Origin of the sequence: Microcella sp. (genome assembly GCF_019739195.1) — a bacterium.
GTDB lineage: Bacteria > Actinomycetota > Actinomycetes > Actinomycetales > Microbacteriaceae > Microcella.
On sequence record NZ_JAHHDS010000003.1, the window covers coordinates 891,039 to 906,569 of the forward strand.

The following is a 15,531-nucleotide window of genomic DNA, read 5'->3' on the forward strand; positions in this document are numbered from 1 at the left end:
GCCGGTCTAGTGCGCCGGCGATGCGACGGGCATCCCGAGCGCCGATGCGGCCGCGAGCAGTCGATCGTCGTACGCAACGAACGCAGTGATCTCGTCGCGAAGCTCCAGTGCGCTCGCGAGGTGAATCGCGTCGAGGCTGCGTAAGGATGGCGGCGCGAGCCGCGCCGCGGTGTCGAGTACCCGCGCCTCGATGGCCAGAAGGTAAGGCTGCACGAGCAAGTCGAGCGCGCGTGGCACAACGGAGGGGTCGACACGAACAAGAGCCCGAACCAACTCAGTTCTCAATAGCGCGCTCGAGGCCCATTCCTGGTCACCGATATAGGCCCGAAGTGCGTACGACTCGTTCTCAACGAGCAGTAGCTTGACCGCCGCAGAGGTATCAATGTAGAGCACCTAGAACCGCTCTCCGCGCTGCTCATCGAGAACTTCCGCGATCGACGCCCCGGTGTATTCCCGGTCGATCGGGGAGGGAGGGTTCGCAGCGAGCCACGCGGCGAAGTCGCCGCGCCCCGGCCTCATGCGCCCTTCGTCGATCAGTTCATGCACGCGCGACTTCTTCACCGTCGGCACGGGCCCGATGACGGCGATCGGAACCCCCCGCTCGGTCACCTCAATGGACTCGCCGCGCTTCACGCGATCAAGGTACTTGCTCGCGTTTTGCCGCAGCTCGCGCACCCCGATCCGATCCATGTGCTACACAGTAGCACATGGCTGTGGACGAGGCCGTCGAGGTCGACCAGATCACGCGAAGACGCGGGAGTGCCCCGGGTCGGGAGTCGTGCCACGCATCCGCCGCGCCGGCTGGATGCTCGACGCGCTGCGCCTCTCGCTGTTCGGGCAGCCGCTCGGCGCGCGAGGCCCCATTTCGGTGCAGCGCATCCGCAAACAACCCACGACCTCGTTCTCCCTTGTTGAGAACGGTTATCATTACCAGCTAGGGTGGCGTCATGCCCTTTCCCTTCCGTGATCCCTCCCCCACTCTCGTCCGCCGTCGAACCGTCGCCTCCGCAAGCGCGCTGGGCCTCGCCGCGATCCTTCTGGTCACCTCTCCGCTAGCGCCGGCCACCGCTGCCCCGAGCACTGTCGGCACCATCGCTTACGTCGCTGAGATCGACGGCGACGACGAGATCGCGATCATGAGCGCCGACGGGCTACGTACCCGTGTGCTCACCGACAACCCCGGCCCCGACCGCGCGCCCAGTTGGAACTCAGACGGCAGCAGCCTCGTGTTCAACTCACGCCGCGCCCCGCACGCGACGCTGCCCCAGATCTACCGGCTCGACCCTCAGACGGCAGACGCGACCAGACTCACGACCTCCACGAGCGAAGACCAACGCGCAGCGCTCTCGGCCGACGGTACGAGCCTCTACTTTCAACGCGGCGTGTTCTTTGCTCAGCCCTACAACCTCGTCGAGCTCGATCTCAGCTCTGGCACCGAGACCCCGTTGACTTCCGACGTCGTCACGGTCATCTGGAACGCGGCCCCCGCGCCCTCACCCGACGGTCGCTGGCTGCTTTTTCAGTCGAACCGCGACGTGCCGTCGCCAAGCGGTCCGTTTCCGCAGACCCTCTACGCACTCGACCTCACCACGAGCACCATCACCGCTGTGCCGCCCGGCGACGGGCTCGACGCGAGCGACAGCATCGACGGCCCGAGGTGGAGCACCGACGGCACCGAGTTCGTCTACAGTTCGGGAGGTCGCCTGTTCATCGGCACGGCGAGCGGCACCGACCCAGCGACCTGGAACTCCGCTCCTGTCACCACGGGCGACGAAGACAGCTCCCCGTCGTTCTCGCCGGACGGATCGAGCATCGTGTTACAGACCTACGTCGAAGGCGCCGACCCCGACGGTGAAGACGACCGTTACCTGATTCGCGTGCTCGAACGCTCCACGGGCGAGATCGTCACGATCGGCGAGGGTCGCACCCCCGTGTGGACAGCTCGCACGTGGTTGCCCGCTGCGGACAACTCAACCGCTGAACCCGAACTCGCCGCCACCGGCCCCCTCGCTCTGCTGCCCACCCTCGTCGTCGGCGCGGGCCTGGTCGGCGTCGGCCTTGTCGTCGCGCGCGGCACGCTCGCGCGTCGACGCACCTCGGCGTGAGCATCCGTTCGCGCCATTTCCCACCCCTCCAGAAAGAGGTCGCTCCATGAATTCACCCCTGCAGCTTCGCACCGCCCTGCTTCACGCCCTCACGGCGCTCGGCGCCACCCTGTTCATCGTCTTCCACACCTACGTGTACCTCGGGATGCTCGCCGCAGGTGCGTCAGGAGGCCACGATCACGATCATGACCACGACCATGTCGCTGACGAGCACGGACACGGCCACCTGGAGAACCTCGTCGCTTTGACCGACGTCTCGAGTGCCTCGACCTGGCAATTCGTGATCTTCTTCGCGTTGCTCGTCGTTCCGACCGCCCTGACGCTCATCGCTCGTGGCCGCTTCGTGGCGGGCATCGCCTTCGTGACGGCGCTCATCATGGCGACGCTCAACGTGGTCGACGGCTTCATCCACGGGGCCGCCGAAGGCGCGTGGGCAGCAACGATTCTGGCTCTCGTCGCCGTCGGGTTGCCCGCGGTTCTCGCCGCGATGTCTCACGTCGCCTGGCTGCGGTCGCTCCGGCCCGACGCCCCAGCACCGACCATCCCAGGCGCCAACTAGCGGTCCACCCCGCGACCCTCCTGCGCGGCCTCAGGTTGGCTCAGGAGGGTCGCATCTAGTCGTCGAGTCCGCGAGCGCTAGCCATGCGCACGGCGGCCGGCCACCCACGTGCCGACATTGCGAGTGGCGTGGATGCTCGCCTCAGGGCCCGCGAACGGGTCGCGGTTGGTCGCGGCCAGGTCGGCGACCGACCCGACCTCGATGATGCCCGTAACGTGCGCGTCGCCCGGCCCGCGCCCGTTGATGAACGCCGAGCCGGCTGTGTAGGCGTCGAGCGCCACGGCGAGGGTGAGCGCCTCGTGCGCGAGCAGAGGCTCGGGATCGCGCTCGGGGTCGTCGGCGGGGAGCGTGCGGTTCACCGCGACGTGGATGGCCTGCCACGGGTCGGGGGTCGAGACGGGCCAGTCGCTGCCGGCGCACAGGCGCGGGCGAGCATCCACCACCACTGCGCGCAGGATGCTCGCGAAGGGGTACTGCGTCGCCGCACGCTCGGTGCCGACGAGCGGCACGGTGAGGTCGCGCATCTGGGGCTCGTTGCAGGCCCAGAGCGCCTGCATGTTGGCGGTCACGCCAAGCGCGGCGAAGCGCGCCACGTCGTCGGGATGCACGAACTGCAGATGCGCGAGGTGGTGGCGGCGGGCATCCGTCGCGGCGCGCGAAGCCCAATCGTTGGCGGCCGCGGCCGCCTCGAAGGCGTCGAGCGCGTCGCGCACCGCGCGGTCGCCGATGACGTGCACGTGCGCGCTGAAGCCGGCGGCGTCGAGGGCCACGATCGCTTCGCTGAGCGCCTGCCCGCCGACGAAGGCGATACCGGTCGGATGCTCGCTCGGTGCCGCACCATCGAGCACCAGGTACGGCTCGAGCATTGAGGCCGTGCCGTTCTCGACCACTCCGTCGGCCATGATCTTGACGGCGCTGAGCCGGAAGCGTGCGTCTGGCCCGAGCTCGGCCGCGTGCGCCTCGCGCTTCGCCACGAGCTCGGGCACCTGCTCGATGCCGCGGTTGCGGTCCCACCACAGTGCGCCGACGACGTCGACCGTGAGTCGCCCCTCGGCCAGCGCGCGGCGGTAGACAAGCGCGGTGTCGCTCGCGCCGAAGTAGTCGCCCACGATCGCGTCCTGCCAAGCCGTGATGCCGAAACTGTGCGCGTAGCGCTGCGCTTCGAGCAGGGCGGCGTACTCGTCGTCGGGGGTCGCGGCGGGGGCGACCGCGGCCACGAGTGCTGCGGCACCCTCGTGCAGGGTGCCCTGCGGCGAGCCATCGGGCAGCCGCTCGATGCGGCCATCGGCGGGGTCGGGGGTCTCGGCGGTAATGCCCGCGAGCGCGAGAGCGGCCGAGTTTGCCCAGGCGCCGTGGTGGTCGCGGTTGTAGAGGAAGACGGGGCGGATGGGCTCGAGGGCGTCGAGCTCAGCGGCGCTCGGCGTGCCGCCCGGGAAGGCGCTCATCGCCCAGCCGCCGCCGGTGATCCAGGCGCGCGAGGCGTCGCAACCGCGGGGCGGGTTCAGCTGCGCGTAGTCGGCGATGAGTCGCGCGTAGTCCTGGGCCGAGGAGCCTGAGCTCAGGTCGCAGCCGAGTCGCTCGAGCCCACCCTGGATGGGGTGGATGTGCGCGTCGACGAAACCGGCGTGGAGCATCCCGCCCGCCAGATCGACCACCTCGGTGGCTGGCCCGCGCCACGCAGTGAGGTCAGCATCTATTGCCGCGATGCGGCCGTCGATGACGGCAACCTCGAGAGCCTCAGAAACCGCAGAGCGCCCCGGCCCCCGATAGACGACTCCTCCGGTGAAGAGGAGGTCGGCGGGGGGCTCGGGGCGCGATGCGGTGCTCACACCAGCGATGCTACGGCCGCAGCGCGGCCGTGCCCGCTAGCCCTGCTTGGCGTTGACCTCGTACGAGGTGTTCGTCGACTCGAAGAAGTTGACGAGCTGCAGGGTGTCGTTGGCAGTCGCCATCCACTTGGCCGGGTTCGACACGTTGTACTCGGTGTCGAAGCCGAGCTCTTCGAGGCGACGGTCGGCCAGGTACTTGACGTACTGGTTGATGTAGTTGGCGTTCAACCCGAGGATGCCGTTGGGCAGCAGATCGTGGTTGTACTGCTCTTCCATCTCGACCGCGTCGAGAATCATCTGGCGAATCTCGGCAGCGAACTCCGGCGTCTGCAGGTCGGGGTTCTCCTCCAGCACCGTGAGAATCAGGTTGATGCCGAACTTGAGGTGCAGGCTCTCGTCGCGCACGATCCAGTCGACGAGCGAGCCGAAGTTGCGCAGCAGGTTGCGCTGGCGGAACGACAGGGCGACCATGAAGCCGCTGTAGAACCAGATGCCTTCGAGAATCACGTTGTAGGCGACGAGGTTGCGGATGAAGTCTTGCTTGCCCTCGGTCGTCGTGATGTCGAGGGTGTCTTGCGTCATGCGCGTGATGAACTTGACCTCGAACTCTTCTTTGCGTGCCATCGACGGCACGCTCACGTGCGAGTCGTACGCGGCAACGCGGTCGATCGGAAAAGTCTCGAGCACGTATTCGAAGCTCATGCAGTGGTTCGCTTCTTCCCACATCTGCTTCGCGAGGTAGAGGTGCGCCTCGGGTGCATTGATATAGGGGTACACGCCGAACGCGAGCGCCTTGTTGACGAGCAGCTCGTTGGGGTTGAAGTAGCTCATCAAAAACGTGATGGCGTGACGCTCTTCGTCGGTCATCTTTTTGAAGTCGGCGATGTCTTCACCGAGCTGGATCTCGTTGGGGAACCAGGTGTTCGCGACAGCCTGGTCGTAGAGGTCCATGGCCCACTTGTAGGTGACCGGCTTGAGCAGCAGGCCTTCTTGGATTCCGGTTCCGAGGATTCCCATGTTCGTGTCGTGTCTTTCTGGTGGGTGGTGCGGGATAGGGAGTGTGGGGTGGATGGCGAGAGCCGCCTATTGGCAGCTCTCGCAGTGCAACTCGTCCATGGGGTCGATCGGAACCTCGTAGGTGAACGATGCGGTGCTGGTGGTGCTGGTGGTGGAAGTCATTACTCGGCCGCCTTCGCGGCGCCGCCGAAGCCGAAGCCCTTCTTGGCGGGAGCGCCCACAGGCGCTTCCGCCGACGCGCCAGCGCCGGTGTCGGCTTGAGCAGAAGAAACAGGGCTCGCCGCCCCGAAGCCCTTCTTCGGCGCTGAGCCCGAACCGGCGTTGATCGACTCCGACTTGTTGACCTTGACGGTCGACTGCTCGGCGGTGTGACGCGGCTTCATGTGCAGGTAGTAGGTCGTCTTCACGCCCTTCTTCCAGGCAGCGGTGTAGATGTCGATCATGTCGTCGACGTCGCGCGTCTCGAGGTACATGTTGCGGCTGATGGCCTGGTCGATCCACTTCTGCGCACGGGCCGCGACCTCGAGGAAGGCGTAGGGCGAGAGCTGGAAGCTCGTCTTGTACGCGGCCTTGATGTCGTCAGGAATCGCGGCGATGCCCTGAATGTCTCCCTGGCTGCGCAGGATGTCTTCGCGCACCTTCTCCCACAGCCCGTGCGCCTGCAGCGCCGTGACCAGGTTGCGGTTGACCTCGAGGAACTTGCCCGAGCTCGTCGACCGGCTGAAAATCTGCGAGAACTGCGGGTCGAGACCCGGCGTGGTGCCGGCGACGAGACCGATGGATGCCGTGGGCGCGATCGCCATAAGCGTCGCGTTGCGCATGCCGCCCTTGACCTTCTCGCGCAGCGCATCCCAGTCGAGTCGCGTTGTGCGGTTGACCTGAACCTCGACGCCACGGTCGGCCTCGGTGAGGTCGATCGTGTCGAGCGGCACGAGGCCCTGCGACCAGCGTGACCCAGCGAAGTTGGCGTACGAGCCGCGCTCTTGCGCGAGGTCGGCCGACTCGTCGATCGCCGCGTACGAGACGTGCTCCATGATCTCGTCGATGAGGTCGAAGGCCTCTTCAGAGTCGTACGAGTAGCCGAGCTTCTCGACGACATCGGTGAAGCCCATGACGCCGAGGCCGATCGCACGGTTGTTCTGGTTAGCGTGATCGGCCTCGTCGACGCTCGACACCGTGATGTCGATGAGGTTGTCGAGCTGACGCACTGCGAGACGCGCGCTCTCATCAATCTTCGCCCAGTCGAGACCGCCATCGACGAAGTGCTGCGAGAGGTTGATCGACGCCAGGTTGCAGACCGAGATGTTGTCGCGGTCTTGCGGCAGGCAGATCTCGGTGCAGAGGTTCGACAGGTGGATCGTGCCGGTGTTGTTGTTGATGGCCCGGTTGTTGATCGTGTCTTTCCAGGTCAACCACGGGTGGCTCGTCGACTGCAGTGAGATGAGAATCTGCTTGAACTGCTCACGCGCACCGATCTTCTTGAACATGTGCAGCTCGCCGCGCTCAGCCATGGCGATGTACTCGGCGTAGCGGGTCGAGAACTCTTTGCCGTAGAGCTCGTTGAGGTCGGCGACCTCGAGCGGGTCGAAGAGGTACCAGTCGTCGTCGTTCTGCACGCGCTTCATGAACTCGTCGCTGATCCACACCGCGGTGTTGGCGGTGCGCGTGCGGCGATAGGGGTCGCCCGAGTTCTGGCGCAGGTCCAAGAACTCGGGGAAGTCCATGTGCCAGTTCTCCATGTAGAAGCACAGGGCGCCGAACTTCTTGCCGCCGCGGCTGACCGCGCGCAGCACCGAGTCGATCGTGTGCATGAAGGGGATCGGGCCGGTCGAGGTCGTGTTGTTCGAGCGGATGGGCGAGCCCTGCGCGCGCAGCTTCGTGACGGCCAGGCCGATTCCACCCGTGCCCTTCGTGAGCCACATGACGTCGCGCACACTCTTGGCGATGTGCTCGATGTCGTCTTGCATCTCCATGACGAAGCAGTTCGACAACTGCGGGTAGCTCGTGCCGGCGTTGACCAGGGTCGAACCGGCAGCGAGGTACTCGAGCTTCGACATCTTGTCGTAGAAGGCGATGGCGTGCGTCGTGGGGTCGGCCTCGTTGAGCGAGAGGCCCATGGCGACCCGCATCCAGAAGTATTGCGGCGTCTCGAGCGGTTCGTTGTTGCGCGCCTTGATGCCGTAGCGGTTGTTGAGCGTCACGACGCCGATGTACTTGAGCAGGCCGTCGTTGGCGGGCTCGAGCACGGCGGCGAGCTTCTCGAGGTCGAAGAGGTCGGGAAACCGGGGGTCGAGCAGCTGCTCGTTGACACCGCGGTGAATGTAGGCCGAGAAGTGCTGCTGGTGCAGCTGGCGCAGCTCGTCGTCGGTCTCGTAGTCGCCGAGCACACGCTTGTAGATGGTCTTGAGCAGCAGGCGCGCGGCGACAACGTCGAACGCTGGGTCGTCTTTCACGTTCTGCAAGGCGACCTGAATCACCGCTTCGTCGAGCTGCTGGGTCGAGATGCCGTCGAAGAGGGTGAGCTCGAGCTCGCTCGCGATCTGCGTGACCCAGGCGATCGAGTCATCGAGGTCGTGCGCGGCCTTCTCGATCGCCAGGTTGATCTTGTTCGCGTCGTACGGCTCTCGGGTTCCATCGCGCTTGACGACCGTGATGCTCACGTAGTCACTCTCCCTCTCGCGCCGTCGCCGACGCCGTTCTCTTTGCGGTGCGACCCGAAGGTCGTCTGTGGTCAGAAAAAGCCCGGAATTCCGGGCTGTTCGCGCGATACCCCCTGCGCGGTTCCATCACTATATATCGGGGCTCCGACATTGTTGACACCCAAGATGTAGTGGGCGTGTCGTCCACAACTGTGGATAAGTTCGCCTACTTATCCCCAGCCTGTGGGCAAGCACCGACACGCCGCGAAGTGCCGCGAATCACCCCCGAATCACGCGTTCTGAGGCCCTCCGGCAACCGACTCCGCACACCCTAGGCTTGACTCCTTGTGAGCGGATACACCGACCTGTTGAGAACGCCCGGCGTGGCGCGCATCATCGCCGCGCAATTGACGGCGCGCATCCCCTCGGGGATGCTCTCGCTGGCGTTCCTCATCCACATCGAGCGCATCTTCGACTCCTACGGCGCCGCCGGGCTCGTGCTCGCCGCCACCAGCGTCGGCCAAGCCGTCGCCGGGCCGCTCACGAGCCGCTGGATGGGCCGGTTCGGCATGCGCGCCGTGCTCATCGTGACGCTCGTCATCTGCGCGACGGGAATCTTCATCGTCGGCTTCGCACTGCTGCCCCTGTGGGCCTACATGCTCACCGGTCTCATCGTCGGCCTCTCGACGCCGCCGATCCAACCGGCCGTGCGCACGATCTATCCGAAGATGGTGACTGGCAAGCAGCTGACCCCCCTGTTCTCGCTCGACGCTTCGGCGCAAGAGATCATCTGGGTCACGGGCCCGTTCATCACAGTCATCCTCGCCACCCAGGTCTCGCCGGTCGTCGCCATCGCCGTCGCAGGCGGATTCTTGCTGGGCGGCGGCATCTGGTTCATCGCGAGCCCTGAGGTCGGCAAGGTGCGCATTCCGCCGAGCCGCCGCAAGCTCGGCGTGGTCATGAAGAACCGCGCGGTGCTGCTGGCGACCGTGTGCGGCTTCTTGCTCATCGGCTCGGCGGCCTCGGTCGAGGTCGGGGTCGTGGCCGTCTTCGGCGAGGGTGGCACCGAAGCGGGCATCCTGTTCGGGCTGTGGGCCATCGCGTCGCTCGTGGGTGGGCTATCGATGGGGCACCTGCCGATCGGGCCATGGGCCCTCGCCCGCCGCTTCGCGATCGTGGTCGTCGGCATGGCCATGGCGCCGTTCGCCCTCGAGTTCTGGTGGCTCGCGCTCGCCCTACTCGTGGCGGGCATCGGCATCGCACCCGTGCTCGCCGTCATGTTCGCGATCGTCTCGGCGAGCGTGAAATTTAGCGAGACGGCCGAGGCTTACGGCTGGCTCGGCACCGGCCAGCTCATCGGTGCCGCGCTCGGCTCAGCGATCGCCGGCTTCTTGATCGACGATTTCGGCCCGATCGGCGGCTTCTGGGCGGCCATCGCTTTCGCCGTGGCCGGCTTGCTCGTCGCCGTGCTGTTCAGAGGCTGGCACCCCGACCTGCGAGGCCGCGACGCGAGCCCGATTCCCGACACCGAACCCGTCGAGATCGTCAGCTGAGTCGCCGCTACGCCCGCAGCGGGCGCAGCGCCTCGGCGTAGCGGCCGAGCGACTCGATCATGCGCCCGAGCACCGCATCGTGCTTCTCGGTCGCGGTGAAGACGCCGTCAGCGATGTGCGCAGCGGGGCCGCTGATGGCTACGTCGACGGGCACGCGCACGAGGCCGAGCGTGGTGAGCACCTGGTCGAGCGCGGCGGCAGCGCGCAAGCCCGACGAGGCTCCGCCGTAGGCGACCACGCCCACGGGCTTGCCCTGCCACTCGTGCATGAGAAAGTCGAGCGCGTTCTTGAGCGCGGGGCTGTAGCTGTGGTTGTACTCGGGGCTCACGAGCAGCACGGCGTCGGCCTGCTCGACGCGCTCGCTCCACGCGATCGTGTGCGGCTTGGTGTAGGCGCGCTTGCCGGGGTGCTCGGGCTCGTCCATGAACGGCAGGTTCAGCTCGGCGAGGTCGGCGAAGTCGACCTCGTGCCCCGCGGCCGCGACGCGGTCACGCACCCAGTGGGCGACGGGCAGGCCGACACGGCCGGGGCGAACAGAACCGACGATGATGAGAGTGCGAGTCATGACCTCGCCAACCGGGATGCTCGCCGTTCGATTCCCGCACCCAGCAGATTCACGGCGCTAGGCTCCTGGCCATGAGCACCGTGACCTTGCCCCGCTGGCACTGGGGCGACGCGAGTGCCCCCCGACGCGCGCTGCTCGTGCACGGGCTGGGGTCATCCGCTCAGACCACGTGGCGGCTCAGCGAGGGCCTCGCCGAGCAGGGGTGGTCGGCGACGGCCGTCGATCTGCGGGGTCACGGCGACGCACCGCGAGCATCCCGCTACCGCATCGACGACTTCGCGGGCGACCTGCTCGGCACGCGCCATGACGACGGCCTCCCCTGGGATCTCGTCGTCGGCCACTCGATCGGCGCCGCCGCGGCGATGCAGGCCGCGGGCACCGATGCCGGCTGGACTCGCCGGCTCGTGCTACTCGACCCCGCGCTCACTCTTGACCCCGCCGCGCGTCAGGCCGTGCTCGACGGGCAGCTGGCCAACTTTGACGGCGCCACGGTCGCGAGCATCGCCGAGCAGTTTCCGCACTGGCATCCGCTCGACGTCGAGTTTCGCGTGCGGGCGGTCAAGGCCGCGTCGCGGTACGCCCTCGAGCGCTCGGTGCTCGACAACGACGACTGGGATTGCACGTCGTACGTCGCCCACGTCACTGCCCCGACACTCGTGATCGCCGCCGACCCCGCGAACGGGTCGATGTTCGCTGGCGAGCACGCCGCCTCGGTGCTCGCCGCGAACCCGCTGTTCGAGCAGGTCGTCGTGCCGGGCGCCGGGCACAGCGTGCACCGCGATAACCCCGAGGCGACGTTGCAGCACCTGCTCGACTGGCTGCACGCCGCCGAGACGCCTTAGCACCACCGCGGGGCAGCGCACTCTCGGCCACGAGCGATGCATTGCGGCTGGCGGCGCGCGAGGGCCTCATCGCTCTTGGCTCCTTCCATAACTTCGGAAGGGGAGGGTGCGCGCTACTCCCACTCCGAAGTTGTGGAAGCCCGACGGAAGCGGCCGTCGGATTGAGCGGCGAGGCCCACTCGTCGAAGCCCACTCGCCGAAGCCCACTGGTCGAGGCCTCAGCGCTTCCAGTAGCCCTTGAGCACGGCGCGCTCGACGTCGATGCCCCACGCGGCGAGCAGCGCGCGGCCCGGAGCGACGAGCGACTGCTCTCCGCAGGCGAACACGAAGCGCTCGAGAGGGTCGGCGGGAGCCCGCAGTGCGGCGAGTGCCTCGGCGAGTGCGGCACTCGACCGCTGCGGGTCAGGGGGCAGGATGCTCACGCTCAGCCCCGCCGGCGGCTCGATGCCGAGCGCGGCGAGGCCAAAACGTGTCTCGAGCAGCAGGTGGCCCGTGATGCTCGGGCCGAGCATCCGCAGGTAGCGGCGTACGGCGGGCAGGGCGCTGTCGTCACCCGCGAGCACGACCTCTCCGGGCACGCCGGACAGCACGACCGAGCCTTTCGGGCCCCGCATGACGGCGGGCGACCCGAGCGGAGCGCGCGCGGCCCACGGGCCGATCACCCCGAGCTCGGCGCCGGGCTCGCCGTGCACGAGCACGTCGAGGTCGATCCAACCCTCGTCGACGGAGTGGTCGACAACGGTCTCGGTGCGAAACTCGGCGCGCGTGCTGCCACCGTCATCGACCACCACATCGCCGCCTTCGACAGATCCGACCGCGACCGTCACATGGTCGCCACCGCCCGGCGCGACGAATCCCGCAAGTTCGCCCGGCACGGCCTCGACCAGACGCAGCCGTACAAAGGAGTCGGTGCCCGCGCGAGCAAGCACGGTGCGCTCGGCGAGCACCAGCCGCCGCTCGGCGGGCGGGAACGGATGGCGGGCGAGCGAATAGGGCACGGCGGTGTGACTCACGCGGCGGGCACGACGGGGATCGCGCCCGTCGCTGGCGGAGGCGCATCGCCGTTGTCGATGTCTTCGGGGTTGGGCAGCGTCATCAAGAAGCGGTAGAAGATGAGCCCGAGCACGGTGATGCCGGCGCCGCCGACGATCCACGGCACGGTGAGGTCGATGAGTGCGAGCGCGCCGCCCAGCAGAGACCCAATGGGCATGGTTCCCCACAGCAGCGTGCGCCAGGTGCCGTGCACGCGCCCGAGAAGCCGACCAGGGATGATTGACTGGCGGAACGACATCATGAGCACGTTCCAGATGGTGGTCGTCGCAGCGCCGAGCGAGAAGAAGATGATCGCCGCGATCGGCACCGGCAGCAGCCCGGTGAGCAGCACGAGCACCCCCGCGAGCAGGTTCATCGCCGCCATCACGGGCCCGAGCCCGAATCGGTTCGCCAACCGGGAGGCGACGACCGAACCGAGCAAGCCGCCCACGGCGCCGGCGAGCAAGAACAGACCGAAGGCAGCTTCGGGAATGGCGAGCGTGTCGAGCACGAAGAGCACGAGGGTCGCCCCCGAGGCGGAGAACAGAATCGCGACCGGGATGCTCACGAACCACAGCGTGCGCAGCATGGGGTTGCCCATGATGAAGTTCCAGCCGTCGGCGAGCTGCGTGCGGAACGGCACGACCGCGGCGACCTCGCCCGTCGCTACCGCCGCGTGAAACTGCCGACCCGAAGCGACGGCGGGCAGCAGAGCCGCGAGGAGAGCCGCGAGACCGAACGCCGCGACAAGACCGCCGATGGGAATCAGCACGGCGACGGCGAACAGTGCCGACGTGAGCGGCGCGGCCGCGAAGTTCTGCACGACGAGCTCGGCCCCTTCGATGCGGGCGTTGGCGCGCGGCAGGCTCTTCTTCGGCACGACGCTCGGCACGACGGCGCGGATGGCGCCGTCGTAGAGCGTCTCGCACGCGCCGTAGACGAAGATCACGAGGTAGAGCCACCAGATGGTGAGCGAGTTCGTCGCCACAAGAACAACGAGCGCCACCGCGAGCGCCGTGCGCACGCCGGCCGCGAGGGCAAGCGCCTGACGGCGGTCCATGCGGTCGACGAGAATGCCCGCGGGCAGCGCGAAGAACAGCCACGGCAGCATCGCGACGGCGGCGATGCCGGCGATGAGCACGGGGTCGTCGGTGAGCCGCGCCGCCAACAGCGGTGAGGCCGTGCGGGCGATGCCGTCGCCGAGGCTCGAGGCGAGGTTCGCAGTGAAGACGTTCGCAAAAGTGCGACCCAGCCCTCGAGGCTGCGGGGCCGAACCGGATGCTGCGCCGGAGTCTGCGCGAGTGCTCACGCCGTGCTCGCTACCAGCGCTCGTGCACCGCGGCGCGGAACCGACGGTCGTAGAGCTCGACGACGCGGGCGTGGAACTCGGGGCCGAGGTCAGCCACCTCGCCGGCCGCGGCGTTGGCGCGCGCCTGCTCGGGCGAGCGTGCGCCGGGGATCACGCAGCTCACGCCCGGCAGCTGTGCGAGCCAGGCGAGCGCGGCGGTCGCGGGCGCGAGGTCGTGCTCGGCGGCGAGCGACGCGAACTCTTGAGCGGCTTCGACGCCGGTCTCGAAATCGACCCCCGCGAAGGTCTCACCCTGGTCGAAGTGCGAGCCGTCGCGGTTGTAGGTGCGGTGGTCGTTCTCGGCGAACGTGGTGTCTTTCGCGTACTTGCCGCTCAGCAGTCCCGAAGCGAGCGGCACGCGCGCGATGATGCCGACACCCGCGGCGATCGCGGCGGGCAGCACCTCATCGAGGGGCTTGAGTCGAAAGGCATTGAGCACGATCTGCACGCTCGCGACGTTCGGCCGTGCGATGGCCGTCAGCGCCTCGGCCGAGGTCTCGACGCTCACGCCGTAGTGGCGAATCTTGCCCTCGGCGACGAGCTGGTCGAGGTCGTCGTAGACGCGGTCGATCGAGTAGACGGGCGTCGGAGGGCAGTGCAGCTGCACGAGATCGAGCGTCTCGACGCCGAGGTTCTTCAGGCTGCGCTCGTTCCACGCACGAAAGTTCTCGGTCGAGTAGTTTTCGGGCACCTGCGGCAGGCGGCGGCCCATCTTGGTGGCGACGAAGACCCTTGCATCGGGACGCTCGCGCAGGTACTGGCCGATGAGCTGCTCGCTGCGGCCGTCACCGTAGACGTCGGCGGTGTCGAACATCGTGACGCCCGACTCGACGGCGGCGTCGAGCACCGCGTGAGCATCCGCCTCGCTCACGTCACCCCAGTCGGCACCGAGCTGCCACGTGCCGAGGCCGATCGCAGAAACAGTGGAACCAGTGCGGCCGAGCGTCGACGTCTTCATGACTCCAGCCTATTCGCCGCTCGAGGCCACCCAGGGCTCCGGCGGTTCGGTGACGACCTTCGCGACGGCGGCCGCGAGCTTAGGCCTGATGATGTGCGCGACCCCCGAGACGCGCTGTGACCGCACGTGCCGCAGCTGCTCGACAATGGCGATGCCTCCCGGCGCGAGAAAGGGGTCGAGCGCGCCATACACAAGGTCGACAGGCACGCGCACGCGCGAGACGTCGGCGAGGGTTGTCTGCGACTCGATCGCGTTCTTGAGCGAGAGCATGAACGGCTGCCAGTTCTTCTCCGTGAGTTCGAGCACGTTCTTGATCGGCGCGACCGCGGCGAGCGCTGCCGCGGTGCGCTGCGTGAAGCTCGCGTTGGTGCGCAGAAACTCGTAGAGCGTGAAGTAGGCGCCCATGCTCGCGCGGTCGAGGCGATCGCCGAGCACGGCGGGTGGCAGGTAGATCGGCGAGCTCACGAGCAAGAGGCGATCCAGTTCGCGACGGTGCGTCGCGGCGTAGCGCGCGGCGATCAGGCTGCCGAGCGAGTGCCCGATGAGCGTGAACGGCTCTCGCAGCCCGAGAGCCCGCACCGTGCGCTCGAGGGCGGCGGCATGCTCGTCGAGCGTGTATTCCGACCCCTCCGGCGCGGGCGACCCGCCGAAGCCCAGAATGTCGATCGTGATGCATCGATGGGTTTTCTCGAGCAGCGGCACCAGGTGGTGGAAGGTCACCGACGACGAGGCAATGCCGTGGATCATCACAACGACCGGCCCGTTGCCGGTGTCGCCGGCGACATTCAGAAGCGGAGCATCCCGCCGCCGCCACCAGTCGAGCACACCCATGCCGGAATTATGACGGATGCTCCTCAGAACCAGGGGGCGATGGCCAGCAGGCATGAGAAAGGGGGGCCGGCTCAGCCGACCCCCCAGTCCTTCGCGTCCACCCCTAGTCGCGTAGGAATAAGTCGACTGTAGCCAGCGGTCGGTGCTCGCGAAGGGCTTCCCGCCCACCCCTCGGTCTACTCATAGCGTTGTCTCAGGTCACGATCGCGTTTCGGCCCAAAACGTTGGGTGGTGACGCGCCGATCATGAGGTC

The 15,531-nt window shown here is 67.6% G+C and carries 15 protein-coding genes; 5 read left to right on the plus strand and 10 right to left on the minus strand.

The features are described from left to right. Window positions 1-6: 6 nt before the first annotated feature. On the minus strand, window positions 7-393 hold the full coding sequence (locus tag KL788_RS06060; RefSeq protein WP_293169447.1) for a type II toxin-antitoxin system VapC family toxin: 387 nt from the start codon (window positions 391-393) through the stop codon (window positions 7-9). Continuing rightward, window positions 394-690 (minus strand): type II toxin-antitoxin system Phd/YefM family antitoxin, encoded by a 297-nt coding sequence (locus KL788_RS06065; RefSeq protein ID WP_293169449.1) that lies wholly within the window; start codon window positions 688-690, stop codon window positions 394-396. Here KL788_RS06065 and KL788_RS14100 point away from each other — a divergent pair. The 3 genes from KL788_RS14100 to KL788_RS06075 are packed head-to-tail and all read left to right on the plus strand — an operon-like array spanning window position 689 to window position 2,664. After that, window positions 689-967, plus strand: a complete 279-nt coding sequence (locus KL788_RS14100) for a DUF3418 domain-containing protein (protein WP_367120424.1) — start codon at window positions 689-691, stop codon at window positions 965-967. The two genes, KL788_RS06065 and KL788_RS14100, sit on opposite strands and share 2 nt — an antisense overlap. Continuing rightward, entirely contained in the window at window positions 948-2,105 is a 1,158-nt protein-coding gene (locus tag KL788_RS06070) for a TolB family protein (protein ID WP_293169451.1), read from the plus strand. The genes KL788_RS14100 and KL788_RS06070 overlap by 20 nt, the downstream gene beginning before the upstream one ends. Window positions 2,106-2,151: 46 nt before the next feature. After that, on the plus strand, window positions 2,152-2,664 hold the full coding sequence (locus KL788_RS06075; protein WP_293169453.1) for a hypothetical protein: 513 nt from the start codon (window positions 2,152-2,154) through the stop codon (window positions 2,662-2,664). A gap of 77 nt (window positions 2,665-2,741) precedes the next feature. Here the strand turns inward: KL788_RS06075 and KL788_RS06080 are convergent, their stop codons facing one another. The 3 genes from KL788_RS06080 to KL788_RS06090 form a co-directional block, all read right to left on the minus strand. Beyond that, entirely contained in the window at window positions 2,742-4,493 is a 1,752-nt protein-coding gene (locus KL788_RS06080; RefSeq protein WP_293169455.1) for an amidohydrolase, read from the minus strand. Between the two features lie 36 nt (window positions 4,494-4,529). Next, window positions 4,530-5,510, minus strand: a complete 981-nt coding sequence (locus KL788_RS06085) for a ribonucleotide-diphosphate reductase subunit beta (protein WP_293169457.1) — start codon at window positions 5,508-5,510, stop codon at window positions 4,530-4,532. A gap of 161 nt (window positions 5,511-5,671) precedes the next feature. Next, window positions 5,672-8,170, minus strand: a complete 2,499-nt coding sequence (locus tag KL788_RS06090) for a ribonucleoside-diphosphate reductase subunit alpha (protein ID WP_293169459.1) — start codon at window positions 8,168-8,170, stop codon at window positions 5,672-5,674. Between the two features lie 326 nt (window positions 8,171-8,496). Here KL788_RS06090 and KL788_RS06095 point away from each other — a divergent pair, with 326 nt between their 5' ends. Beyond that, window positions 8,497-9,702 carry an MFS transporter gene (locus KL788_RS06095; RefSeq protein ID WP_293169461.1) on the plus strand — a complete coding sequence of 402 codons (1,206 nt, stop codon included), beginning with the start codon at window positions 8,497-8,499 and terminating at the stop codon, window positions 9,700-9,702. A 7-nt stretch (window positions 9,703-9,709) separates the two neighbouring features. On the opposite strand, the gene KL788_RS06100 is transcribed toward KL788_RS06095, so the two are convergent. Then, window positions 9,710-10,267 carry an NADPH-dependent FMN reductase gene (locus KL788_RS06100; protein ID WP_293169463.1) on the minus strand — a complete coding sequence of 186 codons (558 nt, stop codon included), beginning with the start codon at window positions 10,265-10,267 and terminating at the stop codon, window positions 9,710-9,712. A 71-nt stretch (window positions 10,268-10,338) separates the two neighbouring features. On the opposite strand from KL788_RS06100, the gene KL788_RS06105 reads away from it, so the two are divergent. Next, window positions 10,339-11,109 (plus strand): alpha/beta fold hydrolase, encoded by a 771-nt coding sequence (locus KL788_RS06105; RefSeq protein WP_293169465.1) that lies wholly within the window; start codon window positions 10,339-10,341, stop codon window positions 11,107-11,109. Window positions 11,110-11,327: 218 nt separating this feature from the next. Here the strand turns inward: KL788_RS06105 and KL788_RS06110 are convergent, their stop codons facing one another. Genes KL788_RS06110 through KL788_RS06125 form a run of 4 tightly spaced genes read right to left on the minus strand, consistent with a single transcriptional unit; the run spans window position 11,328 to window position 15,278 of the window. Beyond that, window positions 11,328-12,107, minus strand: a complete 780-nt coding sequence (locus KL788_RS06110; protein WP_293169467.1) for a siderophore-interacting protein — start codon at window positions 12,105-12,107, stop codon at window positions 11,328-11,330. Between the two features lie 11 nt (window positions 12,108-12,118). After that, a complete protein-coding gene (locus tag KL788_RS06115; RefSeq protein WP_293169469.1) occupies window positions 12,119-13,450 on the minus strand; it encodes an MFS transporter in 1,332 nt (443 codons plus the stop codon). A gap of 10 nt (window positions 13,451-13,460) precedes the next feature. After that, window positions 13,461-14,447 carry an aldo/keto reductase gene (locus KL788_RS06120; protein ID WP_293169471.1) on the minus strand — a complete coding sequence of 329 codons (987 nt, stop codon included), beginning with the start codon at window positions 14,445-14,447 and terminating at the stop codon, window positions 13,461-13,463. 9 nt (window positions 14,448-14,456) lie between these two features. Then, window positions 14,457-15,278: an alpha/beta fold hydrolase gene (locus tag KL788_RS06125; RefSeq protein WP_293169473.1), complete on the minus strand. Its 822-nt coding sequence runs from the start codon at window positions 15,276-15,278 to the stop codon at window positions 14,457-14,459. Window positions 15,279-15,531 lie beyond the last annotated feature (253 nt).

Excerpts from the sequence above, each read along its gene's own strand:
- KL788_RS14100 (WP_367120424.1), top strand. The coding sequence starts at position 689 with ATGTGCTACACAGTAGCACATGGCTGTGGACGAGGCCGTCGAGGTCGA.
- KL788_RS06065 (WP_293169449.1), bottom strand. The coding sequence starts at position 690 with ATGGATCGGATCGGGGTGCGCGAGCTGCGGCAAAACGCGAGCAAGTAC.
- KL788_RS06070 (WP_293169451.1), top strand. The coding sequence starts at position 948 with ATGCCCTTTCCCTTCCGTGATCCCTCCCCCACTCTCGTCCGCCGTCGA.
- KL788_RS06075 (WP_293169453.1), top strand. The coding sequence starts at position 2,152 with ATGAATTCACCCCTGCAGCTTCGCACCGCCCTGCTTCACGCCCTCACG.
- KL788_RS06085 (WP_293169457.1), bottom strand. The coding sequence starts at position 5,510 with ATGGGAATCCTCGGAACCGGAATCCAAGAAGGCCTGCTGCTCAAGCCG.
- KL788_RS06100 (WP_293169463.1), bottom strand. The coding sequence starts at position 10,267 with ATGACTCGCACTCTCATCATCGTCGGTTCTGTTCGCCCCGGCCGTGTC.
- KL788_RS06105 (WP_293169465.1), top strand. The coding sequence starts at position 10,339 with ATGAGCACCGTGACCTTGCCCCGCTGGCACTGGGGCGACGCGAGTGCC.
- KL788_RS06120 (WP_293169471.1), bottom strand. The coding sequence starts at position 14,447 with ATGAAGACGTCGACGCTCGGCCGCACTGGTTCCACTGTTTCTGCGATC.
- KL788_RS06125 (WP_293169473.1), bottom strand. The coding sequence starts at position 15,278 with ATGGGTGTGCTCGACTGGTGGCGGCGGCGGGATGCTCCGCTTCTGAAT.